Genomic DNA, 25,417 nt, shown 5'->3' with positions numbered 1-25,417 from the left:
GCCAGGGTGCGCCCGTCGGGACTGAACGTCACCAACTCTGTCCCGTTGGTTCGTTCCCCAAGGCTCCTGCGGAGACGCATGGTGTTTGCGTCCCACAGCTCTACCCCGCGCCCGGAGTGGGCGGTGGCCAGGGTGTGCCCGTCGGGACTGAACGCTACCGACATCGTTCCGTTGGTTTGTTCGCCCAGGTTGCTCCGGAGCTGGCCGGTGTCTGTGTCCCATAGCTGCACTGAAGAATCGTCGCTGCTGGCGGTGGCCAGGGTCCGTCCATCGGGGCTGAAAACCACGGAGAACACACGCCCAGTCAATCCGGGAAGGCTTTTACGGAGACGGCTCGTGGCAGCGTCCCATAACCGCACCGTGCCACCGTCGCCGGCGGTGGCCAGAATGCGCCCGTCGGGACTGAACGCCACCGACACCAGAGCCTCGGGGTGTCCGGTGAGCCTGTGACGCAGAGGCACGCCGACAGCACTGTGAAGGCTCTCCAAGGCCTGGGACGTCGGGCTGGTGCGATAGGCGTGGATGGCCAGCAGCGAGGCGAGATCGGAGTTTGTCCCTATGAGCGAGGCGGATTGAGCGGCAAGCTGCCGGGACAGGGCCACCTGTTGCGCGGTATTGGCAGCCTGCCGCTGCCGGTCACTTACCCGGCTCTGATTCCACGCGATCAGGCCCGCGGTGACGGCAAGGACCAGGAAGACGGACAGGGTGGCACTGAGCGTGCGCAAGCGCCGGGTGGTACGCGCTGCGGCACGCTTTTCCTGTTCGCGCGCAGAAAGACCAGTAGTGAGGAAGGTCTGTTCCAGGTCGGTCAGGTTTGCGGGGCGGGATCCGCTGAAGTGTTCCTGAGCGGTGGCGAGTCGGCTTCCTCGGTAGAGGGCGCCTGGGTCGCGGCCCAGGTCTTCCCAGGTTCGTGCTGCTTCGGTGAGGCGGCGGTGTACGCGCAGGTGTTCGCGGTCCGTTTCGATCCACCCGCGCAGCCGTGGCCAGGCGGTCAGTAGCGCTTCGTGGGCGAGTTCGACGGTGGTGTTATCGAGGGTGAGCAGGCGTGCGCGGGTTAGAGCTTCCAGGACCGGGGTGTCTTCCTGCCCGCTGGAGTTCTGCAGCTCTTCGCGCTCGGCAGGCCGACGGGTGTCGGGCGTTCCGTCGCCGGGGGCGACGAGGCGCAGCAGCATGCGGCGGGCTGCAGCTGCCTGGGGTTCGGTGAAGTGGCTGTAGATGTCCTCGGCGGTCTTGGCGATCGCGCCCTCCAGGCAGCCGGCTGCCTCATAGCCCGCCATGGTCAACGCTTTGCCCCGGCGTCTGCGCCAGGTCTCCAGCAGCACATGCGACAGCAGCGGCAGCCCGCCCGGGGCGTCGGAGACCTCCTGAACGAGCCGGGAGGTCAGAGCGCGCTCCACGGTCAAGCCGCTGGCCGAGGCCGGCTTGACGATCACGTCGCGCAGTTCCGCCGCGCTCATCGGGCCGGCCAGCAGGTTGGCGTCACGCAACGCCTCAGCCAGGTCCCGGTGCCCGGCACAATGACCGTAGAAATCGGCGCGCACCGCGATGAGCACCCGTAATCGGCTCTCAGGCTCGCGGACGCTCAGGAGCAACTCGATGAACCGGGCGCGCTCGGCCGGATCCTGGCAGAGCGTGAAGACCTCTTCGAACTGGTCGACGATCACGAACGTGTCTTGGCCGCCGCTCCCAGCCCCGGTGCTGCTGGGGGTGAGGAGAGAGGCGAGGGTACGTGCGGGATGCGGGCCCGGAGTAAGGATCCGGATCGCCGCCGGCCGCAGCCCCGCCTCCCGGGCGTGCTGAAGGGCGGGGACAAGGCCGGCGCGCAGCAGAGAGGACTTGCCGCTGCCGGACGGCCCGAACACCGCCGCGAACCGCCGACGGCGCAGAAGCTGCAGCAGATCATCGGTGAGCTTGTCCCGGCCGAAGAACCGGTCACTGTCACCGGCCTCGAACCGCACCAGACCCCGGTACGGCGGATCCACCTCCTCGCCGTCATCCCCCGGCTCCGGGACAGCGGCAGCCTCCTGCACCGCCTGCCTCCACCGCTCCTCCCACACCGCACCATCACCACCGCACGCCGCCGCATATGCCAAAACCACCGGCAACGTCGGCAACTGCTCACCCCCAGCCGCCTGCGACAACGTCGTAATCGAATAACCCGCCCGGTCCGCCAGCACCCGGTAGGTAATCCCACCTGCCTCCGTGCGCAGCTTGCGCAACTCGAACGCAAACCGCTGCACCGGGCCCGCCCTCGGATCCACCGGCACCTCACGACGACCCGCCATGACCCCACCCTCCGGCCGCATCAGCAGCAGACTAAACGGCCAACCTACGCACCCCCACCACCCCACGAAAGATCGCGCCCGGCCATTGTTTGGCCGCCACAACACCCCTGCCAAACATTGCGACACCCGCTGAACTCGGTCATGCAAACACCGGGGAGCCCACCAGCTCCCCGGCACGGCGGACACACAACGACCCGCCCCTCGCGGTGCGTGGTCCTGAGAAGAGGGAGAAAAATCATGCTTGCCAAGATCGAAGCGATGGGCACCGCCCTGCTGGAGCGCGTCGTGCCGAGCGTTACCGCAGATGCCGCGGCGGCCCCTGGCTGGTACTCCTACGCCCAGTGCTGGCAGTGCAACAACGGCCCGTGGGGTCACTTCGGCTACAACGCGCCCTGCGAGGCGTACTGGAACGGGGCCCGCTTCACGCGCGGCGTCTGCGGCTGAGCCCGCGCCTGCCCAACGGAAACGCTGCCCCCGCTACCGGGACCCTCCGGTAGCGGGGGCCACCGCCACCAGGACCTTGCGACCCGGTCGGAATCCCCTGCGAAGGGAACTGAATTGTCCTCGTTCGAGATCGCGGCACGGAGCCTCATCGGTACGGTCTTCCTAATTTCGTCTCTGAGTAAAGCGCGCAGCCGCGGCGCGTACCGGGACTTCGCGAACTCCTTGGCGCAGATGCGCTTGGTTCCCTTGGCGTTGGAAGGGCTCGCCGCACGGGTGGTCGTGATTGCGGAGTTCGCGGTCTGGGTGCTCTTGGCGGTGCCGACAGCGCAGACCGCGTGGATGGGACAGTTCCTAGCGGTGGGGCTGCTCGCCGCATTCGCGGTCGGAATCTCACAGACCATGGGCCAGCGCTCTCCCGTTACATGCCGCTGTTTCGGAGTTTCCAGCACGCCTGTTGGCGGTTGGCACATCGTGCGGAACGCCTTGCTCGCATCGGTGGCGCTCAGTTGCCTGCTGGTGCCGGCCTCGAGCTCGGTGAGCCTTGGCAAGGCCATGGTGGCGGCACTCGTGGGCCTGGTCATGGGCCTGCTGACGACAGTCCTCGATGAGATCTTCGCGCTCTTCCAGCCCATCACGGAAATTGACACGCGTGAACCGTCCGCTCGCTTCCCGATCGAACCCCAGGAGTTCTGATGTACGTTCTGACAGCCGCTGTCGTGCTGGTCGCAGTGCTCTGCCTGCTGGATCTGTTGCTGACCGTCGGCGTGATCAAGCGCTTGCGCGAGCACACCGAGATCATCGCCCCCATCCGGCAGCAGTCCGGCATCAGAACAGGGGACGAGGTCGGCGAATTTAGCGTGGTCAGCGTGGACGGTGAACCGCTGGGCCGCGACTTCCTGGCCGACGACAGCGTCGTCGCGTTCTTCGCACCCGACTGCCAGCCGTGCAAGGCGGTGCTCCCGGATTTCATCCGCTTGGCGGAAACTGACGGAAATTGCAGGGATCACAGGATTGCGGTCGTGATCGGCGACACGTCGGCCTCCAGGGAACTGGTGGAGATGCTGCGTCCCGTTGCGCAAGTCGTCGTCGAGGAGCCCTTGGGCACAGTCAGCACGGCGTTCCGTACCTCCGGCACACCAACGGTGTTGCGGGTCGGCATCTCCCGCGGCAGGACCGTGGTGACGTCCGACCGGGTGCTGGCCATGCCCACCGCAGCAGCGGTATGACCGGGGGCGATCGCATGCACGCACGGTCGTGGAGAAGGAAGTGCCCGGCGGTCCGCGCCGGGCTCACCCGGACGGTTCGGTCGGCGGGAGCCGCATGGCTGCTGGTGTGGAGGTCGGGACCGTGGCATATATCCGTATTCGCCGTGCTGACTCTCGGCCGTGGGGCACTCCCCCTGGCCACCGCGTGGCTGATGAAGGTGCTCTTGGACGATCTCGTCCAGGGCGCTGAGTTATCCGTCCTGGTGGGTCTGGCAGCCGCCTTGGCTGCCGTCGGCATCGCAATGGCTGTCATCCCACTGGTATCGCAGTACCTGCATGCTGAACTGGACCGCCGGACGGGGGTCGCGGCCATGGATCAGTTGTTCGGCGCCGTGGACCGGTTCGTCGGTATCACTCGTTTTGAGGACCCACGCTTTCTCGATGAGCTCAGGCTCGCTCAGGCGGCGAGCCGAAGTGCCCCGCTCCAGATCGTCAGCGGGGGACTGGACATGGCCGGCCAAGTGCTTCCAGTCCTCGGATTCGCGGGTTCGCTCTTCGTGCTCAGCCCGGTCATGGCTCTGATGGTCCTGGTAGCCGCTGTTCCGACAGTGATCGCGGAAGGGCTCCTCTCGCGTCGGCGCGCGCAACTCGTCATGGATGTCAGCCCGATCGAACGCAAGGAGTTCTTCTACAACCAGTTGCTGAGCACGGTTGAAGGAGCGAAGGAGGTGCGGATCTTCGGCCTGGGGAACTTTTTCAGGACGTCGATGCGGCGAGAACGCTTGGCCAACAACGCAGCCCGCAAGCGTATGGACCGCCGAGAGTTCTCCGTGCAGTTCTGTCTGGAGGGCCTGGCTGCAGCTGTCTCGGGCGGCGGCCTGCTGTGGGCTGTAGACGCCGCGCGTAACGGCAGCTTGTCGGTCGGCGGGATCGCGTTGTTCGGCGCCGCAGTCACAGCCGTTCAGGGCGCGCTCGCCTCGCTGGCCACGCAGATCGCGGCGACGGCTGAAGCGCTACTCCACTTCGACCGCTACCGGGCAGTCACTGTCCTCGAATCTGACCTGCCCGTGTCCGACCGGCTCAGGCCGCTGCCTTCCTTGCGGCGCGGGATCGAGTTGCGAGACGTGTGGTTCCGGTATTCGGACCAGTTGCCGTGGGTGCTACGCGGGGTGGACCTCTTCCTCCCGCATGGGCAGGCCCTGGCTCTGATCGGACTCAACGGCGCGGGCAAGTCAACCTTGGTGAATCTGCTGTGCCGGCTCTACGACCCCACTCGGGGCGCGGTCCTGTGGGACGGGGTCGACATCCGGGAGATCGACCCGGCCGAGCTGCGGTCTCGGATGGGCGTGGTCTTCCAGGACTCCATGCACTATGACCTCACCGCTGCCGAAAATATCGGACTGGGTGACCTGGGGGCGCTGACGGACCAGTCACGTATCCAGGAAGCAGCCCGCCGCGCGGGGGTCCACAGCTGTCTGGCCGCACTGCCGCAGGGTTACAACACACTACTCTCCCGGAAGTTCGTGATGGCACCAGACGAATCCGATCCTGCCGTCGGTGTTCTCCTGTCCGGGGGTCAGCACCAGCGGGTCGCCCTGGCCCGCGCGCTGATGCGCCAGGACCGGGAACTGATGATTCTGGACGAGCCGTCCTCCGGCCTCGACGCGGAGGCCGAACACGAGATCCACGCGTCACTGCGACGCTTCCGTGCCGGGCGCACCAGCGTTCTGATCTCCCACCGGCTCGGTGCTGTGCGGGAGGCGGACATCATCGTGGTCCTGCGGGACGGCCGGATCGTGGAGCAGGGCAGCCACGACGAGCTGTTGGCCGCAGGCAGGACGTACGCCGGGCTGTTCACCTTGCAGGCCAAGGACTACCAGGACCGGCCTGTGGCTACCGACCTGGCCACCTCCGACGCGGCGGGACCCCGATGACGCCTCGTCCGTTCCGCGCTCACCCCCGCTCTTCCTTCGAACCGGCAGCCGGGGTGATGCCCAGCCGGAAAGAGCTCGACGAACTCGCCACATCGTGGCCTTCCGGCAAGCCGCCATCGCCTGGATCCCAACTCGGGCGCCTCACCGTTCGCCTCACCGCGCTGCTAGGGCGCCATCTGCTCCTGGTTACCGTGCGGGGACGGAGCATGGAGCCCACCTACTACGAGCGGGACCGAGTCCTGGTGGTGCGTGGAACCACGGCGCTGCGGAACCGGGTGATCGTAATCGCCGCCCCGCGTGAGGAAGGCGGATTCTTCATCAAGCGGGTGCTCGCCACGCCTGGTGAGCCCGTGCCGAGAGACCGCGTCCCGGCCTTGGCCCATGTCCCCGAGCGGCAGGTGCCCTCCGGAAAACTGGTGCTGGTCGGCGACAACCTCACGCAGAGCCTGGATTCCCGCCAGGTCGGGTACTTCTCCGGCTCCGGCGTGCTAGGCAGGGTAGTTCTGCGCGTGTTCCGACACCCCGCCCGGCTGGATGTCGACCCGGAGTGAGAGTGCGGTTCGCGCCGTGATGCCCGATTCGGGCATTGTCACGTTAACTGACCGGCCTGGGATGATCTTGGAGTTGATCGTGCCGGGAGGGGTTCGCTCGTGTCGTCCGCGTCGCCGTCGCACAAGGGGCACCGGTACCCGGTGGAGGTGATCGCGCACGCGGTACGGCTGTACTTCCGCTTCCCGTTGTCATTCCGTGAGGTCGAGGAGCTGATGCTCGACTGGGTCTCTCGGCGGGCGCCGGCTTGGTGAAGTCGACGGCCGCGGTCACTGTCCGGCCTCGCGCGGTGCGAAGCGGACCGGGCGCAGGCCCGTCTGGGCCCGGGGGCCCGGACCTCGACCTCGGCGAAGCCCGGCATGGTCAGCACGGCGGCCGCGGTGGCCGGGCCTTCGAGATAGCAGCGCATCTTGCCGTCCACCGCGCTGTACCGCAGCCGGGCGGCCGAGCCACGGGCCGGAACACCGTCGGCGGCATAGTGCACCCGGCCGAGCTGACGCGCCCACCGGCCAACCTCGCTCTCACTGGGATCGAACGTGGCAGTCGGCACCACCTCGACCGTGGCCCGGTCGGCGAGAGCACCCCGCACAAGACGAACCCGCCGCAGGGCTACACCGGCCCAGACCGCCAGGGCCGCCGGGAAGAGCACGGCCAGGAACGGCACAGCAACGGTGAGAATTCGGAAGATGTCCTCAAAAACTGCTTCGGGTCTCGGCAAGAGTGCTGGGGACATGACGGCCTCCTGATCGGTGCGGGAAATCCCTTCACCCCGACCAAGCCAGCGCCGTCGACCGATCCAGACACCCTCAACAGAACTTTCCTTTCTCTTTACCTTGTGCCGGGTCGGTCGTCTCCCCATGTGACAGCCCTGCACCAAGGTCTGGGAGGAACCAGGCCATGCCCATCAACCAGGCCCCGACGACACCCCTGGAGCGCCTCATACGGGCAGGCCGCCTACCCTCGAAACGACCTCCTCCCGAATCAGCGGTTCCACACGCCTCCCGTCGTGCAGCTGCTTGTTCACATACCGCCCCAGAAAACAACACCAGCCACAGAACGGGGGCTCAGACATGCTGAGCTTTCCAAGACGGCGTACGGAGGAACCGGAGCCGAACGGCCCTCGGGCCGGGCGGCGGAACCTCCCACCAACAGCACCGATCCCCCTCTGTTGCGTCTTTCGTCACGGCCGTCACCACCCGAGACTCAGCGCCTTGGGACAAGGTTTTACAGGTGTCTCAGTAGTCTCAACTGAGGTTCGTTCAGAGGTCTTTGGGCTGTTATGTTCCAGCACTCCTGGTTGTCTCACAGGTGGGTTGGAATGGACTACTCTTTCGCCTCGGTTGACAAGGTCCGGCGCTTCTACGATGCCCCGGCAGGTGTCGAGCTGGAGGCCCGTACGTACATCGAGCGTCCGGGGGCCGTACGCGAGGGCACCCCGTTCTTCCTCGGGCCGAACATGCGGCCGGTGGAGCCGCTGTGCTCGTTCTTCTTCGATCTGTCGAAGTCGCTGGTGGCCACGACCGTTATCTGCACCTGTCAAGCGCAACCACAGGTCATAGACTCGAAGTATGCAGACATGTAAGGCACGGACGAGCGGGATCGCCGCCTTACAGAATCCGCGAATCCGCGCGCTTCGCTGTGCTCGGCTAGCAAGCCCGCGTCGGCTGTGCGCCCATACCGTGGAGCGTGGAGCGTGGGACGAGCGGCGGGCGTGTCGAACCTGCCTGGCCATCTCCCGCGGCGAGACGCCGCAGACGGCGTTGACGGCCCCTACCTGCCGACCAGCGCACCATCGGCCCCCCAGGGCCGCGCCCTCGCGGCTGCCGACCATGCACCGGGCGGCGCCCGTCTCGTGGAAGGGCTGGGAGGACCAGCCTCCCTTGTTTCATATCTCCCCCGCGTGCGAGCGTTGCGGAGACCCCGGGCCGGGGCAGCGGACTCACGGGCATGCTCAAAATCCACCGCCCTCGCCCACGCCCGCCGGCTGCTCCCCGCCTACGCCCTGCTCGATGCCGCACGGCCGCTGCCTTCGCCCAGCTGCGCCTCGCCGGTTTTACCGAACGTGACGCGATCCGTATCGGTGCGTACCTGGAGCGATGCATCGCGTGTGTGTCCGCGCCGCGGAGAGCGGTAGCACTACGCATGACAGCCGGTTCTGGCTCAGCTTCCGTGCAGCTGCCACTCTGAGTGATGGCCGGGCGTCTCGGGCAGCTTCGGAATTCGCCCGAAAATCAGCCGTTGCCAGGGTGGTTGGGCTGAAAGTCCGGGCTGTGGAAGAGGTCGTGCTCCGGCTGAAGGAGCTGTTGTTCCCGGCAGTCGCGGACATCGCGGTGCTGTCGGTAGACGTGAATATCGAGATAGTGCGCATTGACGCGCAGTGCACGGCGGTCGGCGCTGCCTGCCCAGGGTGTGGGGCCTGGCCGACCCGGGTGCATAGCTCCTACCTGCGGTTTCCTGCTGACGCGCCGAGCGCTGGACGAAGAGTTGTGCTCCGGTTACGAGTTCGGCGATTCCGCTGCTGCAACACCATGTGCACCCGGCGGACCTTCGTGGAACAGATACCTGGCCTCACTCGCAGGTACGGCCAGCGCACCGAGCGGCTGCGCTCCACTCTGGCCGCAGTCGGTCTTGCCCTGGCCGGACGGACCGGCGCCCGGCTGGCTTCCGTCCTCGGCATGTCCGTCAGCCGGAGCACGGTCCTGCGCCTGGTCGACGCTCTTCCTGAGCCGGAGGTGCCCGCGCCGCGGGTGGTCGGCGTCGACGAATAGGGGGTTGATACTGGTGGGCTCGCTTATTCAACTGTCGCCAATTCACCATGGAACCCACCCTGTTAATGACCGTGTGTGGTCGCCGAAGGCAGGCTGGTTCCGGGTTCCACCGAACTCGCATGCGAAGTGGGATGTGAGGACGCTGTGGCAGACAGGGGTGGCGACGGAGGCGGACGTCCCAGGGCCTGCTTTCGGATTGCTGCGGTGCGGCTGGCAGTCTTGGGGGGACGCCGAGATCATCGATCATTTTGGAGAGCGCGAAGGGATGCAGCGGCTGACCGGCCCGTCGGCCGGGAAACAGCCGGGGCTTAAGAAGGCCCAGACCGAAGGGTCTCTGGCCTGGGCCTTCTGCGCTTGCTGGAGGATAATGACCCTCCCGAGGGTTACTTCACGTCGACGTAGTCCGCCGCGGAGGCGACCGCCGGGGTCGTGGACGTGCCTGCGAAGGAGTAGCGGAAGTAGCCGTCCGCCGTGGCCTTCGTCGTCGTCCTCAGGTTGCCCTTGCTGTCCGTCGTGACGGTCTTGAGGGTCTTGTAGGTGCTCGTGCCCTTCTTCTTGAACTGGAGCTTCACCGGCTGCCTGGTGTAACCCCCGTACTTGTAGGTCTCCCAGTTGGCGCGGGTCAGGGCACCCGTGACGGTGATCGTCTTGTTCTTCTTCACCGGTTCCGGCGAGGCGTTGACCGTCAGCCTGGAGTTGCGCAGGACCTTCGCCTTGGCGACGGAATCCTTGGTGATGTAGTCACCGTCGTTGGCCAGGGCGTGGGCTCTCACGGTCCAGGTCCCGGCCGTGGTGTTGTCCTGGGGGTGGATGCGCGGGTTCATTTTCAGGGTGTAGGTGCAGGTGGTCGTGGTGAAGCTCTGTCGCACGCACTTGCCCGCGATGTTGTCGGGGATCACGAGACCGTAATAGTCGCCGTTCGGGAGGGGCGTGTGCCACATGACCGGGAAGGTCCTTCCGACCTCGATGCCCGAATCGTCCGTGGCGGTCACCGCGATGGTGAACGTCTTCACGTCCGTGGTCCCCAGGACGATGTCCTTCCCTCCGTTGACGACCACCTTCGTGATCCTGATGTCGCCCGAGAAGTCATCCGCCTGGGCGGCCCCCGGAATCGTGAGCGCAGACAGGGCAAGGGCCCCGGCGAAGCCTGCCACGGTGGTGCGGTGATGCATGAAGGCGTTTCCCCCATGTTCCAGCGCCTCAGGAACGTCCCGAGGCGGAGCTGACAATGCCCACCCGGTACGCGGGTGGCACGGACATGACCATCAGGTCGCAGGAATGGTTGCCCATCGATGACACGGCTGCCAGGACGAGCGCGGGGCTCACGCCATCTTCCGGCCCCGGAGTGTTCCGGCCTCGGTTTACTGGTGGGCTCGCGTATTCAACTGTCGCGAGTATTGCTGCCGAAGCGTCGGTGCAGTCACTGTGTGTTGGGGTGCCGCAGGTCATGGTCTGTGCTGGCAGCCCCTCGCGTTCTGGCCGTTGGTGGATAACCTGCCTTCATGCCGCTGAACGTCCCCAAAGAGATCAAGCGTGTGAACAAGCAGGTCCTCGTAGAGCTGAGTTCGAAGAGCGAGCGCCTCAACCTCGGCAGGGGACGCGAGCCTGGATGGCTGGATCAGTACCTGGCCGACGATGCGACGGGGTCTCTGCGAGCGATCCTTCTTGAGCGTCCTCCCAAGCCCTGTTATCGCTGCCTCGTCCTGATCAAGCGGGCCGACCGGGAAGTCGAGCACTTCCTGCTCGACGTGCTGCCGGAGGATTTCGACCGGCTTGAGGACATCGCTGGCGAGGATCTGCTCACGTTCACGCGCTGGGCGTTGTCCCAGATCCCATTGAGCCCTCTTCCTGCGGAGTAGAAGGTTCATTCGGCCGACCGCAGATTCAGGCATTGCTCTGTGGGGTCCAGCCGGGTGGGGGCCCTGACCCCGGATTTTGGACACCGGAGACACTTGGATCTTGATGGTCCAGGAGAACGGAGTCCCCGTGGGGATGAAGCACTACCCCGCCGAGTTCAAGGCGGACGCGGTCACGTTGTACCGGTCGAGGCCGGGAGCGACGATCAAGTCCGTCGCCGGTGATCTCGGGGTGAACACCGAGACACTGCGGAACTGGATCCGGGCCGCCGACGAGCGTCGCCCTGGTGCCCACTCCGCGCCGCCTGCCGCTGCCCGAACCGGTGTCGACGACGTGCAGGCGGAGCTGGCCGCCGCCCGGAAGCGGATCCGTGAGCTGGAGGAAGAACGCGACATCCTCCGCAAGGCGGCCCGGTATTTCGCGACGGAGACGCGCTGGTGAACCGCTGCCAGTTCGTTGACGACCACCAGCGCCGTCACGGCGTGAAGCGGCTCTGCGACATCCTCGGCCTCTCCCGGTCCAGCTTCTACTACTGGCGCCGCTCCGCGGCCGCAAGGGCGGCCCGGCAGGCTCTCGAGGCCAGGCTCGCGGCCCGGATACGCAGGGTCCACCAGGACTCCGACGGCACTTACGGAGCCCCAAGGATCACCGCCGAACTCCGTGACGAGGGCGGCCCGGTGGTCAACCACAAGCGCGTCGCCAGGATCATGCGGACCATCGGGCTCGAGGGAGTGCGTCTGCGCCGCCGGCACCGCACGACGCTCGCGGACCAGGCGGCGCCGAAGGCGCCGGATCTGATCGGACGTGACTTCACCGCGGCCGCGGTGAACACGAAATACGTCGGCGACATCACATACCTGCCGGTCAGCGGTTCGAAGCCGCTCTATCTCGCGACCGTCATCGACCTGGCTTCACGCCGTCTGGCCGGGTGGGCGATCGCCGATCACATGCGAACAGAGCTCGTCATCGACGCCCTCGCAGCCGCCGAGCGGACCCGCGGCAGCCTCGATGGAGCGATCATGCACACGGACCACGGGTCTCAATATACGAGTAGGGCCTTCGCTGAAATCTGCAGGTCAGCAGGGGTCCAGCAGAGCATGGGAGCGGTCGGGTCCAGCGCGGACAACGCCGCAGCGGAAAGCTTCAACGCCGCCTTCAAAAGGGAGACACTCAAGAGCCGCAAAGGCTGGCCGAGCGAGCGTGAAGCGCGACTCGACACCTTCCGCTGGCTGACCCGATACAACACCCGACGCCGCCACTCCCGCCTCGGCCAGCGATCTCCGATCGCCTACGAGAACGCCCTCCAACCACCACCAACTACCCTGGCCCAAGCCGCATAGACGTGTTCAATATCTGGGGTCAAGGCCCGTTGCTCGGCTCACCCTTCCCTTGAGCAAGCCGCGTGGTCAATGCAGGCGGCGGGCGGCCTGGCGCAGGCACCCAGGAATTGCTGCCAAGACGGAGTCGCAGACGCTTGTACGCAGCCGAGGTGCCCTTGACGCCGAACCACCTCAGCGAGGACGAAATCGGAGGCTTACTTGTTGGAGCAAGAGTTGTCGATGCTAGCTATGGCCGGTGCGACAAGCATCGTGGCAGCGATGGCCACAACTGCGTGGGAGAGTGCCCGCACCCGGACTGTGGCGCTGTTCCGTCGGCATGGTCAAGACCATCACTCCATCGAGACGCAGCTGGATGGGCAGGCTGCCTTGGTAACCCAGGCTGAGGACGCTGAAGGCGCGCGTGACCTCTTGGTCTCGGGCTGGCAGCTGCATCTTGTGACGCTCCTGCGTCAGCATCACGACGCTGAGGATGACCTACGAGGGCTGGTCGATGAGCTGCGTGCACTCCTCCCTCAGCCCGAACTGAAGTGGGTGCAGACGGTGAACGCTCGCGATCACGGAGCGGCATTCGGTGTGCAGGGCGGCAACATTAACGTCCACTACCACGGGACACCTGCTCCTGGGCCAGAGAGCGAGGGCAGCGCGGGCTCAGGGCAGTCCCAGTGAACCCGCCGTTAGGTTCTGGAGCTGATGAACCTGTCAGTCCCGGCCAGGTCGTACATGCGGAGGGCGGCTTCGCCTATGGCGTGATGGGCGCGGACATCCATGTGTTCGCCGACGGGAACCCCCTGTATGTGCTCGAGAGTTGGCGTCCGCCACCGCCTACGGACCAGCGGTGGCTTCGTGAAATGCCGAGCCGGATGCTTAACGCCCGCTTCGCCGTCGTTGACTTCACTGGACGGCAACAGGAGCTTGCCGACCTTCGCCGGTGGTGCTTGGCCGGCTCCCGTCTGGCCGTCCGCTGGCTGTACGGGCCCGGCGGCCAGGGCAAGACTCGTCTGGCAGACCAGTTTGCGCAAGCCGCATGTGCGGACGGGTGGAAGGTCGTGACCGCCACGCATGGCCTTGGCACCGTCCTTCCACCACCAGGTAGCCAGGACCTGCGCCTGGACGGCGCTGTGGGAATGTTGTTGATCATCGACTATGCCGATCGATGGCCCTTGTCCCATCTGGCCTGGTTGCTGAGCAACAGTCTGCTCCACCAGTCCACGGTGCCCACACGAGTCCTGATGCTGGCCCGCAGCGCCGATGGCTGGCCCGCCGTACGCGGGTCTGTGGCCAACCTGCAGGCCAGCACATCCACACAGCTCCTGGAGCCCCTGCCCGCAGAGTCGGACGGAGGCCCGGGGCAGCGCACCGAGATGTTCAAGGTGGCCCGTGCCAGCTTCGCCATCCGCTTCGGCGCTGCCGCAGAGCAGATCATGATGCCGGGCCCCCTGGACCATCCGGATTTCGGACTGCCCCTGGCCGTACACCTGGCCGCCCTCGTTGCCGTCGACGCCTACATTACTGGGCAACGCCCTCCCACCAGCATGGCCGACTTGACCCTCTACCTTCTGGATCGCGAACACACCCACTGGGTAAACCTCTACGGCGACGGACTTCGCAAACTCACAGCGAGCGAACGGAGCTTCCGCACACCGCCTTCTGTCATGAATCAGGCAGTCTTCGCCGCTGCTCTGACCGGATCCCAGCCGCCTGACGCAGGCCGCTTCGTCCTGGGCCATCTCCCACGTCAGCAGCTACCCGCTGAGCAGATCGTCGCCGACCACACCCGCTGCTACCCCCCGGCTTTCCCCGGCCGTGCCACCGTCCTGGAACCCCTTTACCCGGACCGTCTGGCCGAGGACTTTCTTGCACTGACCCTGCCAGGACACCATGCCGACTACCCCTCACAGCCCTGGTCCGCCAGCGTTGCCGGCAAACTGCTCGGTCGCGGAAGCGACGGCGCCCCTCCTGGATGGGCGCCCCGCGCGATTACCTTCCTTGCTTCCGCCGCAGAACGGTGGCCCCACCTTGGCCCGGAGCACCTGTATCCGCTTCTCCGAGAGGATCCCCACCTCGCCATCGACGCCGGCAGCGCTGTGATGATCGCTCTGGCCCACCTCGGCGACGTCCCTCCAGACCTTCTTGACTCCATCGCCTCCCATTTTCCTGATGCGGGGAAGTCCGACCTGGATACCGGCATCGCGCACATCACCGCACGTCGAGCCCAGTACAAGCTCCCTGTGACCGACAGCGTGTTCACCCGAGCGTCGATACTCTTCGATCTGGGCGTCCGCCTGTGGCGTGCGGGTCTCTATGAGCAGGCTCTCGAGGCTTCCGAGGAAGGCGTTCGGCTGTCGCGGGGGCTTGCCGAGACCGACCCATCAATGATTCCTGCTGCGGCCAGCAGCCTCCTGAACCTCAGTGTCGACTATTCCATGGCAGGTCGCAGAGAAGAGGCACTCGCTGCAGTGATGGAGTCGGTCAGCCTGTACCGACGACTGGCTGATGACGATCCCGTCAGACATAGCGAAGCGTTTGCTCACGCCCTAGATTCTCTGAGCGGAGTCCTTGGCTCTGTGGGGCGGATAGAGGAATCTCTGGCAGCTTCCGCCGAGAGCCTCACGATCCTCTATGGCATGTCCTCAAACGACCCTTTGACTCATGGGTCAACCCTCGCGCGAGTTCTGCAAAACTACTCTTCACATCTCCGCAATGCGGGGCGCATGGAACAGGCGCTAACTATTGTCCAGCAAGCGTTGGAAATCCGACGCACACTGGCCGCGACCGATCCGGCTGTTCACGAAGTCGATTTCGCTTACTCTCTGAGCGCTTCGGGGAGCATCCTCAAGAAGCTGGGCCGCTACGATGAGGCGCTTGCCGCGTATGAAGAATCTATCCATTTGGGACGCAGACTGGCGGTGCTGAATCCGGAGGCTCGTGTGCCTGAGCTCGCCGTGTCCCTGGGCGGACTCAGCGGCTGCCTGTACGTGGTGGGGCTGCATCAGGATGCCGTCACAGTCCTGGAGGAGGCCATCCACCTGCACCGCAAGTTGGCCACATCAAACCCTGCTGCCAATGAACCCGAACTCGCCCGGTCTCTGGGCAGTCTTGGACTTCTGTTCTCCGAACCAGATGTTGAGCGCTTCCGGGAAGCACTCAATATAACTCAAGAAGCTCTCGGTATCTTTCATAGACTCTCGACCGAATTCCCCAGCGCCTTCATGGGTGATATGGCCGATTCCCTAGTGCAGTTTGCGGTAACCAGGAAGAATGTGCGTATGGATCTCATTAATGGACTGAGTGCCGCAAAGGAGGCTGTGAGGATCTACGGAAGGCTGGGGCAAGAAATACCCGAGGCGTATTCGCAGAAGCAGGCAGTCGCCTACCTTGCAATAGTCGATATCCTGCAGGAGCTAGGATTTGCGAAGGAAGCATCAAAGCTGCGTGGCGAACTGGGTCAAACGCCATAAGCGCCTAAACGGCACCATTTTACTGGCGGGAGGGGGGTTATTCCGACCGTGCACTATTCCTCTCCAGAGGCATCCGGGAGGAAGCTCTGAGGATCGGTGAAAGTGACCTCAGTGTCCCTGGGTTGAGGCAGCTCAAGTCCGCAGAGCGGGTCGTCTTCGGGGTGGTGGAAGGCCGCTCGGCGGGCGTTCCAGACGAGCCGTTGGTTCAGGGCCTTCGCTATCGAGGTCGAGCCGGAAAGGGGGAAATCCTCCGTGTGAGGCTCGCCCATGATCAGCGCCATGCGCCGATCAAGCGGAACCAGTACGCCGCCAGCGCTCGCGGTCCCGATCGGAAGACCCAGGCCTTGCCCAGGGCCTTTCATGAGGACGACCGGGGTGTCGGTTGTGATGAGCGCCTTCCTGGTGAAGCGGACAACATGCCAGCCTCGGCTGAAGAAGCCAGCAGCCGTTCCGGGAAAGCTCTGGCTCATGGTGTGCACGTGGAGGTTCTGGTGAGCCTCATACTTGTAGTCGTCGAAGGCATTCATGAGCGCCCACATCTCGTCAACCTCGGCCTCGGTGACGGGGCGGGCCTCGACGGATTCGAGCGCTGCCCGCATCTGCGATCGCCCGCCAAGCGCGATGGACAGCTTCAACCCCGCGTCGGCGATGTCGTTTCCCGCCTGCCGGGCCGCAGGCGTGCGAAGGTACTGGATCGCGGCCCAGGCTGCGATCGGCCTGCGTACCGCCTCAGGAATGGGCCAGACACGTTCGTCGATGAGCTGCCGGAGTGCTGTTGCCGCCTGTCCTTCCAGCTCAGACAGGGAATCCTCGACAGCGTCGGACGGGGAGCCGTCGTTGGTCTCGACCAGGTAGAAGTCGTTCTCGACCGTGGCGTTGCCGATTGACATCAAGTGCCCCTTGATGCCTGGGAGTTCAACCCGCATCAGTTGTTTCCTGGCGTCCGCGAAGCGGGCGAGATAGAACCGTGGGACGGTGTGATGGCGCCTTTTCCTGGGCTGATTCATTGCTCGTCCTTCAAATCATCGGCTCGTGCGGCGAGGTACTCAGCCCAGTCGCGTCGCGCGTAGGCGACCCAGCGGAGCGCGGTGTGGCAGTGCATCCCGGTCACGTCAGCGAGGATCGGGCTGGGGAGATCAGCGGCGAGGGCGGCCAGCGCACCGTTGCGCGCGGTGCGAACCGGGATGCCATGCCGGTTGAGTTTCTGGGTCATGCCGTGCGTCGAGATCGGCTTGCCCGGGACCATGCCCGGGAAGAGCCACTGAGGACCTGGGTGGGCTCGCGAGAGCTGCGGCCGCAGTCGAGGCTGTTCGGCAAGATGCCGAAGGAGCTCGGCGAGCCGTGGAGGCAGCAGGACGGGGTGGCGGCCCAGGACCAGGTGGGTGTGCTTGTCGCCGAACTTGAGGCGTTCAGGCGTCAGGTGACAAAGGCGTTCGGTGGACAAGCCGAACAGCAGGGTGATCCCGCCGCCGGCCCGGACGTCCGTCGGCAGGGCATCGTCGGTCAGGCAGCGTTGGAGGAGCCGCCAGCGATCGTCGTCGACGAGCAGGTCCTGGGGCTCCTGGCTCGGGATGGAGGGCACGGTCAGTTCGCGGGTGAGCCGGCGGCTCGTGGTCCATTTAAGGAAGTAGCGGATCAGGTATCGGCGCTGGCTGGGAGCCCCGGCGATCCAGTCGTCGATGTGTTCCTGGGCGAGGTCGGCGAGGGCCAGGCCGCGTTGGTCTATCCAGGCCAGGAAGTCCAGGGCGACGCTGACGCGGTGCCGCAGGTCGCGGTCGGCAGAGGCAGGATGGCGGCGGGTGGCGGCCCGCTGGCGGGCGCGTCGGAGCAGGAACCAGTGCAGGAACGGACGGGCGAGGCTGGCGTGTGCGGCCGGCTTGTCCGCGAGCTCGTGCTCCAGCCAGCCCGGGATGCGTTCGAGGTCCTCGTTGCGTTCCTCCAACACCCTTGTATGCACGAGCAGTTGGCGAATGTAGCGCTGGTTCCGGCTGGGCGGGAGCTCGTCCAGCAGCTCGTGGCTGAGCTCGTGCCCTTCGGACGCCAGTCGGGCGAGGAGCTTGGTGTTCGGGCTCTCCTTGATCCACTGGATGGCGGGGAACGGTGAGGGAGCGTTCGCCAGCGCGGCCGCGAGCGGTTCCAGCTGGGAGGTGATCGTGCCGTCGGGCCCGGCCAGCAGAGCGTTGACCCGCTCGGCGAGGACACAGTGAGCGCATCGGCCGCGGCTGTGGGGATTGCCCGTCCGGCCGCACTCCTTGCAGGTGTAGTCGGCGGCGAACCCGACACATGGACCGCAGACCCCGGCGCCATCGTCACCCCGCCCGTCGCTTCCGACAACGCTGTTTGCCCGACCACGCCGTCGCGATCGCGCCAATGCAGCATCCGCCGGTGCCGCCCGCTCTCGTGCGTCACCAGCCGTACCGGCAGATCGTCGTAGCGGCCCGCCGCCTGCGCCCGCCGCACCACACGGGCACGCGAGGACTCGATGTAGCCCTCGATCTCTCCAACGGCCACCGAGGAGGCATAGAACGTCCGAGCCCGCCGCGACTTCGTCACTACTCGGGCCAGCCGCCCCACGTAGTACCGGCCGCCCTCCAGCCGAAGCCGCGGAACCTCCACCGTCAGCAACGACGCCCCTTCCGTCAGACGCACCCCAGAAGAGAAACAGCAGATCAGCGAAGGCCCCGTTACGGTCGGCCATCCGCCCCGCCCACCTCGGCGACGGAGCACCGTCGTCGCCGAACCCGCGCAACCCCACCTCTACCCAGCGGCGGAACGCCCGCGGCGTCAGCCAGCGCACTTCACTGGCCCGCGCGTTCTTCGACGACGCCGCCGGCACCTGGATACTCCCGCCGTTCCGGCCGGGCACCGACCGCATGACCACCGGGCTGGTCCGCACGTGCTCGTGCCGGACCGCCCACTCGTACAGCCAGGCCAGCGCCGTCAGCCCACGGTTCCACCGAGCTCCGCCGACCCGGCGCGGGTTCCGCAGCGAACGGGTCCGCCAGTCCTCGAAGTCCCACAGATCGTCAGCCGTCGCGCCCGACCAGTTCTTCCCGCGCCCCCACAGGAAGTCGAAGAACAAGCAGTAGTCGTCGGTGTAGTTCCGCTTCGTCTCCGGTGCGAGACGGGCGAACGACGACCGGCACAGATACCGGCTCAACACCTCGTCCACACGACAGTCCGGAGAAAGAAGGATCGGATCCCCAGGATGAATCCCTACTCGTTCCTCACGCTCGGCCAGATCCTCCCACCCGGCCAGAGCGGGCACCCGATCCGCCTCCACCCGACGGCCCTGCGGCACCCAGTACGTACGCCAGCCCGGCACCTATCCACCCCTGCTCGATCGGCTTCAACACGTCGATCCAACAGGGAAGACACCGCCGGTGACCAGAAGCCCATCAACCCGGTGCTGTTTCTCGCCACGCCCGCCGTCTACTTCGCCGGATCCGAGATCACTGGGACCGAGCTGCACGAAGCGCTCGCCCACCTGTCCCAGCACAAGCTGATCGAGCACATCGACACCGAACCCCCCACCGTCGCCATCACAACCCAGGGTGTCAGCTGCGCCCTGTTAGGAGGAAGCGTGCAGGACCACGTCAACCAGCCCCGCACCGGCACCACGTATAACACCTTCCTGCCGAACGCCAAGGGCGTCATCATCGGCGAGCAGCAGCACTTCACCCAGAACAACACCGACGGCGTCGACCCGACGCTGTTCGCCCAGCTCGCCGGGTACATCGGTCAGGTCAGCACTACCCTGGGAATGTCGGAGACGGACCGCGTGGAACTGGAGCGCGTCGCCCAGGACCTTCACGCCGAGGCGACCTCCGGCAATCCTGAGCCGGGCCGCCTGCGCCAGTTCGCCACCCAGCTCAAGGACAAGCTTCTGGAGGGCGCCACCACCATGGCGGCAACGCAGGGCGTCCAGATGGCTGAGCAGGCACTCGCCGGGCTCATGCAGTAGCCGCTTCCCGCACCAACACGGGCCCCGGGGGATAAGCCATGACCTCGCCGGGGTCATGCTCGGGGCCGCACCGTCCAAGGACACTGCGGCCCCGTCGTCACGTGGTGGCCGGCTGCGGCACCTCCAGCACCCCGGCGATCTTCCGGGCCAGCTCCGCGACGTGAGGCGGCAGGTAGCCGTCCAGCGCATCGACGTCGTCGCACAGCCGGGCCCGCAGCCCGTGCAGACACGCCTCGGTGAACAGCCGCTGCTCATCGGGCTCGGCCATCAGCCCGTCCTCCGCATATCCCTGGCCCATCGAGAACCGCATCTGCGCGTTCTGGTCGCCCTCGGGAGGAAGCGGCGTGCCGAGCATCCCGGCGACTTCGTGGCGGTCCGCATCCCTCGGGCCGGCCGCCCTGCTGCGTTGCTGGCGGGTCTGGAGGTACGACGCGAGGGTGTCCATGGCCATGCCGGTGCGCTGGCAGTACGCGGCGATCAGCATGGACGCCATGTTCATCGTGTCGGAGGCGTCCGTGGCACGGATTAGCGTCATGCGCTTCCAGTCGCGTGCGATGTCCGGCTCGGTGTAGCGCAGCACCTCCTGGCAGTTCATGACCACTTCGGAGACGAGCTGATGAACCGCCTGCCGCAAAGGCTCAGGCATCTGGGTGTCTTCCATGGACGCACGGTAGAGGCGCTGCATCCTCGGGCACCGCAGTCACGGCGCTCGCTCACCCTGACGGACCAGACGCCGTCACGGTCACCGCCGACCGGCACCGCTCCCGGTCCGGCGAGAGGCCCTTGACGCCGACGCCGGCCTGCGGGACGGTCGGTGCGCAACTATCCGCAACTGGCTTTCTCCGGAGGCGATCATGGCGTTACTTTTCTTCGGAACGGACCCGAACTCGGGCGGAGGGAACTGTCCCGCGGTGTGGGTGGACACCGACACCGCTGAGGGGCCGCAACTGGTTCTGCAGGGCAAGTTCGCCGACGCGGCGACCCGTGCCGCCTGCAGCCAGGACAGTCCGCCGGCGGATGACGAGGGAGTCATCCGTATTCCGGTCCGGATGGTGGATCAGATCAGGAAGGCGTGCGATGCCGCAGAAGCCGCTGGCCCTCAGCTTTGAGGACCTGCTCGACTCGGCCCGGCAGCACGCCCTGCACCTGGAGCTGCGGGACGTCTACACCGTGGGGGAGGAGCGGGAGGTCTTTGAGGCGTTCCTGCGGGACGGGAGCGTGCCAGCGGACGACTCGGAGTTCTGGGGCGGCTGGCTGCCGCTGGTGGAGCGGACCGTCGCCCGCGGGGTGAAGGTCCTGCGGGCCCGGGTCGTGTCCGAGCCCGTCACCGGCTACATCCGCTTCGAGCACGCCATCACCGACGCCAACCTCCGCGCCGGCGAACAGGTCCGCTGGCTGCCCCGCCGCCGCGCCTCCACGCTCGCGCTGCCCGGCAACGACTTCTGGCTCATCGACGACCAGGTCGTGCGCTGGAACCTGTTCTCCGGTGACGGCGAGGCCCTGGAGCCCGACCACACCGACGACCCGCAGGCGGTCAAGCTGTGTGCCGAGGCGTTCCGCCAGGTGTGGGACCTGGCCACTGACCACGCCGACTACCGCATCTGACCGACGTACAACCAAGGGCCGCCACTTCATGACGACCGCTTCCCCATCGTCCAGCGCCCAAGGGGCGCGCGAGGCGCTCGCTGTGCGGTTGCAGCACCTGCGCAAGGACGCCGGCCTCACCGGGCGCGAGCTCTCCGCCCGGTGCGGCTGGCACCCCGCGAAGACCACCCGTATCCAGAAGGGCGCAGTACTGCCCTCGGACACGGACATCCGCACCTGGTGCACGTCGTGCGACGCGGACGACCAGGCCGACGACCTGATCGCCACCGCCCGCGCCGTCGACTCCATGTACATGGAGTGGCGCCGCCTGCACCGCAACGGCATGCGCCAGGTCCAGCAGGACTGGTACACCCTCCACGAGCAGACCCGACACTGCCGCGTCTACCTCTCCAACGTGCCGCCCGGCTTCCTCCAGACCCCGGCGTTCGCGACCGCCCTCATGAACCAGATCACCGCCTTCCAGGGCACCCCCGACGACGTCGCCGAAGCCGTCGCCGCCCGCGTCGCACGCTCCCGCTTCCTCTACGAAGGCGGCCACCGCTACGTCGTCCTCCTCGAGGAATCCGTCCTGCGTTTCCGTACTGCCGACCCCGAGGCGATGCGCGGGCAACTGCGCCACCTCCTGGCCGTGATGCCGCTCGCGTCGCTCTCGCTGGGGATCATCCCGTTCACCGCGCAGCGCACCGTCTGGCCGCTCGAATCGTTCTACATCCACGACGACACCATGGCCGTGGTGGAGACGCTGACCGCGGAGATCAAGGTGACACAGCCGCGCGAACTCGCCGACTACACCAAGGCGTTCTCCGGCCTCGCGGAGATGGCCGTCTACGGGGATACGGCCCGCGCACTCATCCGGGCCGCGATCGACGTCCTGGAGTGAACCTCCGCAATTACCCGCAACTTTGTTGAGAAACGAGCCGCGGCCTCCGTAGCGTCGAACGACACCGACGCACCCAGCAACGGAGGTGGTGCCCATGAGCGCACCCACACCCGCCGGCCCCGATCCGGAAGGACCCGGCCTCCAGCCCCCCGACTTCGGCCGGCCTTCCCCGGCACTGCTGGCCCGCGCCGACCGCGGCTATGCCCGCTTCCTCGCCCACACCAACCAAGCCCCGGACACCGACGGCCCTGACGACACGGCGAGGAACCAATGAAGGGCACCCGCACGGTCCTGAACGACCCCGAGGGACGCTTCGAAGAGGAGCTCCCCCTCGATCGCGCAACCCATCAGTGCCTGGTGGAGGCCGTCCTTGCCTGGAAGGGCGACCCCGCCCTGGCCACGGCGGACTACGAACAGATCGCGCTGCTGCTGACCGGCGCCGCACGGTCGGTGGCCGGCGACCTACAACGCTCCGCCGCCCGCCTGCCCAAGGACCACCAGGCCCTCGCACCGGCCGATGTCGTCCTCGAGGAAGCAGAGCGCCGCCTGGCCAGCCCGCTGGAAGGCACCGCACGCTGCGCCCAGGACCGTGCCCGGCTCGTACGGACCCTGTACGAACGCCTCGACCGCCTCACGAAGACCTTCCCGGTCCCCGTCCCCTGAGCCGTCGCGTAACCGGGCATGACCGCGGTCCCCGGATACGCGACGCCAGTACCATCCCCGCACCACCCCGGGGCACGTCGCCCTCCCACACCCACGGACCGCCAGGACGACTGAAGGTCGGTGCGTAAGAGGCCCGCCCGCCCGGCCCGTAGGCACAGTGAGGGGTGATCAGGTACGTGCCGGTGGTGATCTCCTCATCCGTCCAGCCGGTCACCTCGATCAGCTGCCCGTCCAGCGGCCCACCGGTCAACTCGCGGTAGTCGCGGCCGGGCTGCGGCCCGGCGCCGGGTCATCATGCTCCGTGCCGTACACCCTTGGTACCTGTCTCATGCGAGCAGTCTGGAGCGACGCGGGGGCCACAAGCACGGAAAGCTGCGCGACGTCACCTCGAAGGGCCACTGCCAGCTACACAGGCTTCGAGCGAGTTGCGTGGACGGGCGAGAGCGGTGAGCCGACCTGTCCACCCAGTGATCAACCGGTCAGCGCGCGGTAGGCACGACCGGGCTGCGGTTCGGCGCGCCGTTGGCTGAGTGGATTCAGGAGGTATTCATCTTCTGTTGGCTGGAGCTCCGGCTTGGCGTAGGTACTCCTGGACTGCAGGCTCTGGAACCTTGAAAGTCGGCCCCGTACGGATGGCCGGCAGAACCTTGCTGTGCACGAGCCGGTAAACCGCCATCCTGGAGAGTCCCAATGTGCTGGCGGTCTCTTCGACGGTGAGCAGCTCCGGGTCGCGAGGCTGCTGCGGTGCGTGGTCTGCGGGCACTGCAAGTGGCTCGGAATCAGCGTCGGATTCGCCCATGAACTCGTGGACCGCTTGCTTCGGAACGCGGAACGACCTGCCGACTCGTATGGCGGGTAGGTGGCCGCTTCTCACGAGCCGGTAGACGGTCATCTCTGATACATGCATCACGTCGGCGGTCTCCGCGACGGTAAGGAACACGACGTCGGACAGCGGCCGTAGATAGGCACGTTGAGGCGGACGGTCCTCAGTAGCAGCGGGATCGACGTCGTGGGAGGGTTCCCGCTCGATCCGCTGCTGCAGCTGGGCCAGGCGTTCCTGCGTTCCGTCAAGGTCGGCCCACAGCCCATTCACTGCATCTGCCGCGTCTCGCAGCTGGTTCTCGATGCTCATCATGCACCCCCGTCTACATCAGCGAGCAGCGTCTTCAGCGTGGCACGGGCATGGTGCAGGTGTGTCTTCACCGAGCCCACGGAGATCGCCATGATCTGTGCGATCTCAGCAAGCGGTGGGTCGTACTGAAGCTGGAGCGCGATTGCCGCACCCTGCTGACGTGGCAGCTTGCGCACGGCGTCCAGGATGGCGAGCTGGTCCACGCGAAGCGACAACGCGCAGCCCGCATCCGTGTGTTCGGGCAGCTCGTGCGGATCTGTGATCACCACCTGCCGCATCCTGGATTCTCGGGCTCGAGACAGTCGTTGCCGGGCGACCATGAACAGCCACGCTCGGACGTTCTCCAACGCCTGCACTGTGTCCCAGTAACGATGTGCAGTGATCATCGTTTCCTGTGCTGCATCGTCGATCACGGCGAGATCACCTTCTAACCAGATCAGGTAGCGCCGTATCTGTGGCTCCCAATGGGTGAAGAAACGAGCAAACTCCTCGGGCCCAGGATCCACGTCCCCGCCTCCCCCGCCGGCCGCTCAGCTATCCGACCGGCTCTCCACGAGGCCGCTGATGACGGTGCGGCGGCCCTGCGCGGTATCTTCCACCCGAACACCGGTCTGCGGTAGGCGGTCAAGCATGACGACAAGGGTGGCGCGACGCTCTCGTTCCATCCCGGCTCCGACCCGACCGCGCGCGAGTTCGTGCAGGACGTCCCAGAGATTCGAGCCCTTGTGCCGGGGCCGAAGGACCAGGCCCGCCAGCGCGGCGAGCGCAGGAACTCCACACGCGATCAGAATCTCAAGGTTCACCAGTCGGCTCCGCCTGTGTCACACCATGACCCTTTGCCACAGCTGTACCCACTACAGGCTCCGAACCAGCCCGGAGGTTGAACAGCGCCCGAAGGTTTTCGAGTCGACGGCAGCGACCGGGAACGGGCGCCCCACTACCACTATGGCTACCGCGCCGCGTGAGCCGACCGCGGGCGGCGCAGCGTCGCCCGACCGACCTGAAATCGTCTGCATCTGCGGCTCTACCCAGTTCATGGACGAGATGCGTGCGGTGAATCGTGATCTGACCTTCGCCGGGGTCATTGTTGTCGCGCCAGGCGAAGCAGACGAGATGATTACCGACAAGCAGAAGACGGCGCTGGACGCCCTCCACCTGCGCAAGATCGACCTGGCAGACCGGGTTCTGGTCGTCAATGTGAATCTGCGCCTGGGTTCCCCGCCAACCGGCCCACGGCGGCACCCTCCTCGCGGACCTTGGAGTGCGTAGCCAGGGTCACATCACCCCCAAGAGTGAAGAGCGAGAGAACCTCGGAAATCGCGAACCTTCTTCT

Annotated in this window: 26 protein-coding genes and 4 pseudogenes; 20 read left to right on the top strand and 10 right to left on the bottom strand. The window is 66.3% G+C overall.

Annotated elements, in window-relative coordinates; translation table 11 throughout:
- A partial coding sequence (locus EES42_RS41835) for an nSTAND1 domain-containing NTPase (protein WP_164495561.1) occupies positions 1–2,285 on the bottom strand: 2,285 nt, incomplete at its 3' end.
- Positions 2,286–2,522: 237 nt separating this feature from the next.
- Between EES42_RS41835 and EES42_RS41830 the strand changes: the two genes are divergently transcribed.
- The 9 genes and pseudogenes from EES42_RS41830 to EES42_RS47015 all read left to right on the top strand — a co-directional run bounded on the left by EES42_RS41830 (position 2,523) and on the right by EES42_RS47015 (position 9,185).
- Positions 2,523–2,729: a hypothetical protein gene (locus tag EES42_RS41830; protein ID WP_124723447.1), complete on the top strand. Its 207-nt coding sequence runs from the start codon at positions 2,523–2,525 to the stop codon at positions 2,727–2,729.
- Positions 2,730–2,843: 114 nt separating this feature from the next.
- Positions 2,844–3,422, top strand: coding sequence for a MauE/DoxX family redox-associated membrane protein (locus EES42_RS41825; RefSeq protein WP_164495540.1), 579 nt, complete (start codon positions 2,844–2,846; stop codon positions 3,420–3,422).
- Positions 3,422–3,955, top strand: coding sequence for a TlpA family protein disulfide reductase (locus EES42_RS41820; protein WP_124723445.1), 534 nt, complete (start codon positions 3,422–3,424; stop codon positions 3,953–3,955). Before EES42_RS41825 ends, EES42_RS41820 begins: the two co-directional genes overlap by 1 nt.
- Positions 3,956–4,152: 197 nt before the next feature.
- On the top strand, positions 4,153–5,868 hold the full coding sequence (locus tag EES42_RS41815) for an ABC transporter ATP-binding protein (RefSeq protein ID WP_241196956.1): 1,716 nt from the start codon (positions 4,153–4,155) through the stop codon (positions 5,866–5,868).
- On the top strand, positions 5,865–6,419 hold the full coding sequence (locus EES42_RS45360; RefSeq protein WP_124723443.1) for a S26 family signal peptidase: 555 nt from the start codon (positions 5,865–5,867) through the stop codon (positions 6,417–6,419). The genes EES42_RS41815 and EES42_RS45360 overlap by 4 nt, the downstream gene beginning before the upstream one ends.
- Positions 6,420–6,518: 99 nt before the next feature.
- A pseudogene (locus EES42_RS41805) lies at positions 6,519–6,638 on the top strand (IS6 family transposase); the annotation flags it as partial.
- A gap of 1,097 nt (positions 6,639–7,735) precedes the next feature.
- Complete coding sequence (locus EES42_RS41795) at positions 7,736–7,999, top strand: hypothetical protein (RefSeq protein ID WP_124723442.1); 264 nt, start codon at positions 7,736–7,738, stop codon at positions 7,997–7,999.
- A 514-nt stretch (positions 8,000–8,513) separates the two neighbouring features.
- Positions 8,514–8,924 (top strand): annotated as a pseudogene (locus EES42_RS47480) (transposase family protein); the annotation flags it as partial.
- Between the two features lie 42 nt (positions 8,925–8,966).
- Complete coding sequence (locus tag EES42_RS47015; protein WP_241196933.1) at positions 8,967–9,185, top strand: hypothetical protein; 219 nt, start codon at positions 8,967–8,969, stop codon at positions 9,183–9,185.
- A 383-nt stretch (positions 9,186–9,568) separates the two neighbouring features.
- Here the strand turns inward: EES42_RS47015 and EES42_RS41785 are convergent, their stop codons facing one another.
- Positions 9,569–10,357 carry a calcium-binding protein gene (locus EES42_RS41785; RefSeq protein WP_124723441.1) on the bottom strand — a complete coding sequence of 263 codons (789 nt, stop codon included), beginning with the start codon at positions 10,355–10,357 and terminating at the stop codon, positions 9,569–9,571.
- Between the two features lie 330 nt (positions 10,358–10,687).
- On the opposite strand from EES42_RS41785, the gene EES42_RS41780 reads away from it, so the two are divergent.
- The 4 genes from EES42_RS41780 to EES42_RS41770 all read left to right on the top strand — a co-directional run bounded on the left by EES42_RS41780 (position 10,688) and on the right by EES42_RS41770 (position 15,840).
- The gene (locus EES42_RS41780) at positions 10,688–11,044 is read left to right on the top strand and encodes a hypothetical protein (protein ID WP_124723440.1); all 357 of its coding nucleotides are present in this window, start codon (positions 10,688–10,690) and stop codon (positions 11,042–11,044) included.
- 127 nt (positions 11,045–11,171) lie between these two features.
- Positions 11,172–12,382 (top strand): IS3 family transposase gene (locus EES42_RS41775; protein ID WP_124723541.1). Its coding sequence is split into 2 segments (ribosomal slippage): positions 11,172–11,463 and positions 11,463–12,382, totalling 1,212 coding nucleotides; the frame shifts between segments, so codons are not numbered across the junction.
- Between the two features lie 198 nt (positions 12,383–12,580).
- Complete coding sequence (locus tag EES42_RS45355; protein WP_164495537.1) at positions 12,581–13,048, top strand: hypothetical protein; 468 nt, start codon at positions 12,581–12,583, stop codon at positions 13,046–13,048.
- Positions 13,045–15,840, top strand: a complete 2,796-nt coding sequence (locus EES42_RS41770; RefSeq protein ID WP_206433877.1) for a tetratricopeptide repeat protein — start codon at positions 13,045–13,047, stop codon at positions 15,838–15,840. Before EES42_RS45355 ends, EES42_RS41770 begins: the two co-directional genes overlap by 4 nt.
- A 53-nt stretch (positions 15,841–15,893) precedes the next feature.
- Here the strand turns inward: EES42_RS41770 and EES42_RS41765 are convergent, their stop codons facing one another.
- Together EES42_RS41765 and EES42_RS45860 are read right to left on the bottom strand one after the other, a co-directional pair.
- On the bottom strand, positions 15,894–16,847 hold the full coding sequence (locus EES42_RS41765; RefSeq protein WP_124723439.1) for a DUF4238 domain-containing protein: 954 nt from the start codon (positions 16,845–16,847) through the stop codon (positions 15,894–15,896).
- Positions 16,844–19,108 carry a hypothetical protein gene (locus EES42_RS45860; protein ID WP_124723438.1) on the bottom strand — a complete coding sequence of 755 codons (2,265 nt, stop codon included), beginning with the start codon at positions 19,106–19,108 and terminating at the stop codon, positions 16,844–16,846. Before EES42_RS45860 ends, EES42_RS41765 begins: the two co-directional genes overlap by 4 nt.
- A gap of 138 nt (positions 19,109–19,246) precedes the next feature.
- Between EES42_RS45860 and EES42_RS41755 the strand changes: the two genes are divergently transcribed.
- Positions 19,247–19,804, top strand: a complete 558-nt coding sequence (locus EES42_RS41755) for a hypothetical protein (RefSeq protein WP_124723437.1) — start codon at positions 19,247–19,249, stop codon at positions 19,802–19,804.
- A 97-nt stretch (positions 19,805–19,901) separates the two neighbouring features.
- Here the strand turns inward: EES42_RS41755 and EES42_RS41750 are convergent, their stop codons facing one another.
- Positions 19,902–20,465 carry a hypothetical protein gene (locus tag EES42_RS41750; protein WP_241196932.1) on the bottom strand — a complete coding sequence of 188 codons (564 nt, stop codon included), beginning with the start codon at positions 20,463–20,465 and terminating at the stop codon, positions 19,902–19,904.
- 256 nt (positions 20,466–20,721) lie between these two features.
- On the opposite strand from EES42_RS41750, the gene EES42_RS41745 reads away from it, so the two are divergent.
- The 5 genes from EES42_RS41745 (at position 20,722) to EES42_RS41725 (ending at position 22,952) form a co-directional block, all read left to right on the top strand.
- Positions 20,722–20,913 carry a hypothetical protein gene (locus tag EES42_RS41745; protein ID WP_241196931.1) on the top strand — a complete coding sequence of 64 codons (192 nt, stop codon included), beginning with the start codon at positions 20,722–20,724 and terminating at the stop codon, positions 20,911–20,913.
- Entirely contained in the window at positions 20,882–21,409 is a 528-nt protein-coding gene (locus EES42_RS41740) for a DUF6879 family protein (protein WP_124723435.1), read from the top strand. The genes EES42_RS41745 and EES42_RS41740 overlap by 32 nt, the downstream gene beginning before the upstream one ends.
- Before the next feature lie 28 nt (positions 21,410–21,437).
- Positions 21,438–22,289, top strand: a complete 852-nt coding sequence (locus EES42_RS41735; RefSeq protein WP_124723434.1) for a helix-turn-helix domain-containing protein — start codon at positions 21,438–21,440, stop codon at positions 22,287–22,289.
- A 94-nt stretch (positions 22,290–22,383) separates the two neighbouring features.
- The gene (locus tag EES42_RS41730) at positions 22,384–22,563 is read left to right on the top strand and encodes a hypothetical protein (protein WP_124723433.1); all 180 of its coding nucleotides are present in this window, start codon (positions 22,384–22,386) and stop codon (positions 22,561–22,563) included.
- On the top strand, positions 22,560–22,952 hold the full coding sequence (locus EES42_RS41725; RefSeq protein ID WP_124723432.1) for a restriction endonuclease: 393 nt from the start codon (positions 22,560–22,562) through the stop codon (positions 22,950–22,952). Before EES42_RS41730 ends, EES42_RS41725 begins: the two co-directional genes overlap by 4 nt.
- Before the next feature lie 118 nt (positions 22,953–23,070).
- On the opposite strand, the pseudogene EES42_RS47010 reads toward EES42_RS41725, so the two are convergent.
- The 5 genes and pseudogenes from EES42_RS47010 to EES42_RS41705 form a co-directional block, all read right to left on the bottom strand.
- A pseudogene (locus tag EES42_RS47010) lies at positions 23,071–23,282 on the bottom strand (hypothetical protein); the annotation flags it as partial.
- Positions 23,283–23,499: 217 nt separating this feature from the next.
- Complete coding sequence (locus EES42_RS45855; RefSeq protein WP_206433922.1) at positions 23,500–23,751, bottom strand: helix-turn-helix domain-containing protein; 252 nt, start codon at positions 23,749–23,751, stop codon at positions 23,500–23,502.
- A pseudogene (locus EES42_RS47005) lies at positions 23,740–23,904 on the bottom strand (helix-turn-helix domain-containing protein); the annotation flags it as partial. The gene EES42_RS45855 and the pseudogene EES42_RS47005, both read right to left, overlap by 12 nt.
- A gap of 179 nt (positions 23,905–24,083) precedes the next feature.
- Complete coding sequence (locus EES42_RS41710) at positions 24,084–24,590, bottom strand: RNA polymerase sigma factor (RefSeq protein ID WP_124723431.1); 507 nt, start codon at positions 24,588–24,590, stop codon at positions 24,084–24,086.
- 24 nt (positions 24,591–24,614) lie between these two features.
- Positions 24,615–24,887, bottom strand: coding sequence for a hypothetical protein (locus tag EES42_RS41705; protein WP_124723430.1), 273 nt, complete (start codon positions 24,885–24,887; stop codon positions 24,615–24,617).
- Between the two features lie 142 nt (positions 24,888–25,029).
- Here EES42_RS41705 and EES42_RS41700 point away from each other — a divergent pair, with 142 nt between their 5' ends.
- Positions 25,030–25,353: a hypothetical protein gene (locus EES42_RS41700; protein ID WP_124723429.1), complete on the top strand. Its 324-nt coding sequence runs from the start codon at positions 25,030–25,032 to the stop codon at positions 25,351–25,353.
- Positions 25,354–25,417: the final 64 nt, after the last annotated feature.

This window comes from Streptomyces sp. ADI95-17, from assembly GCF_003846175.1.
In the GTDB taxonomy this organism is placed as follows: Bacteria; Actinomycetota; Actinomycetes; order Streptomycetales; family Streptomycetaceae; genus Streptomyces; species Streptomyces sanglieri.
Note: the sequence above shows the minus strand (reverse complement) of the source record. Positions and strands in the feature narration are given on the sequence as shown.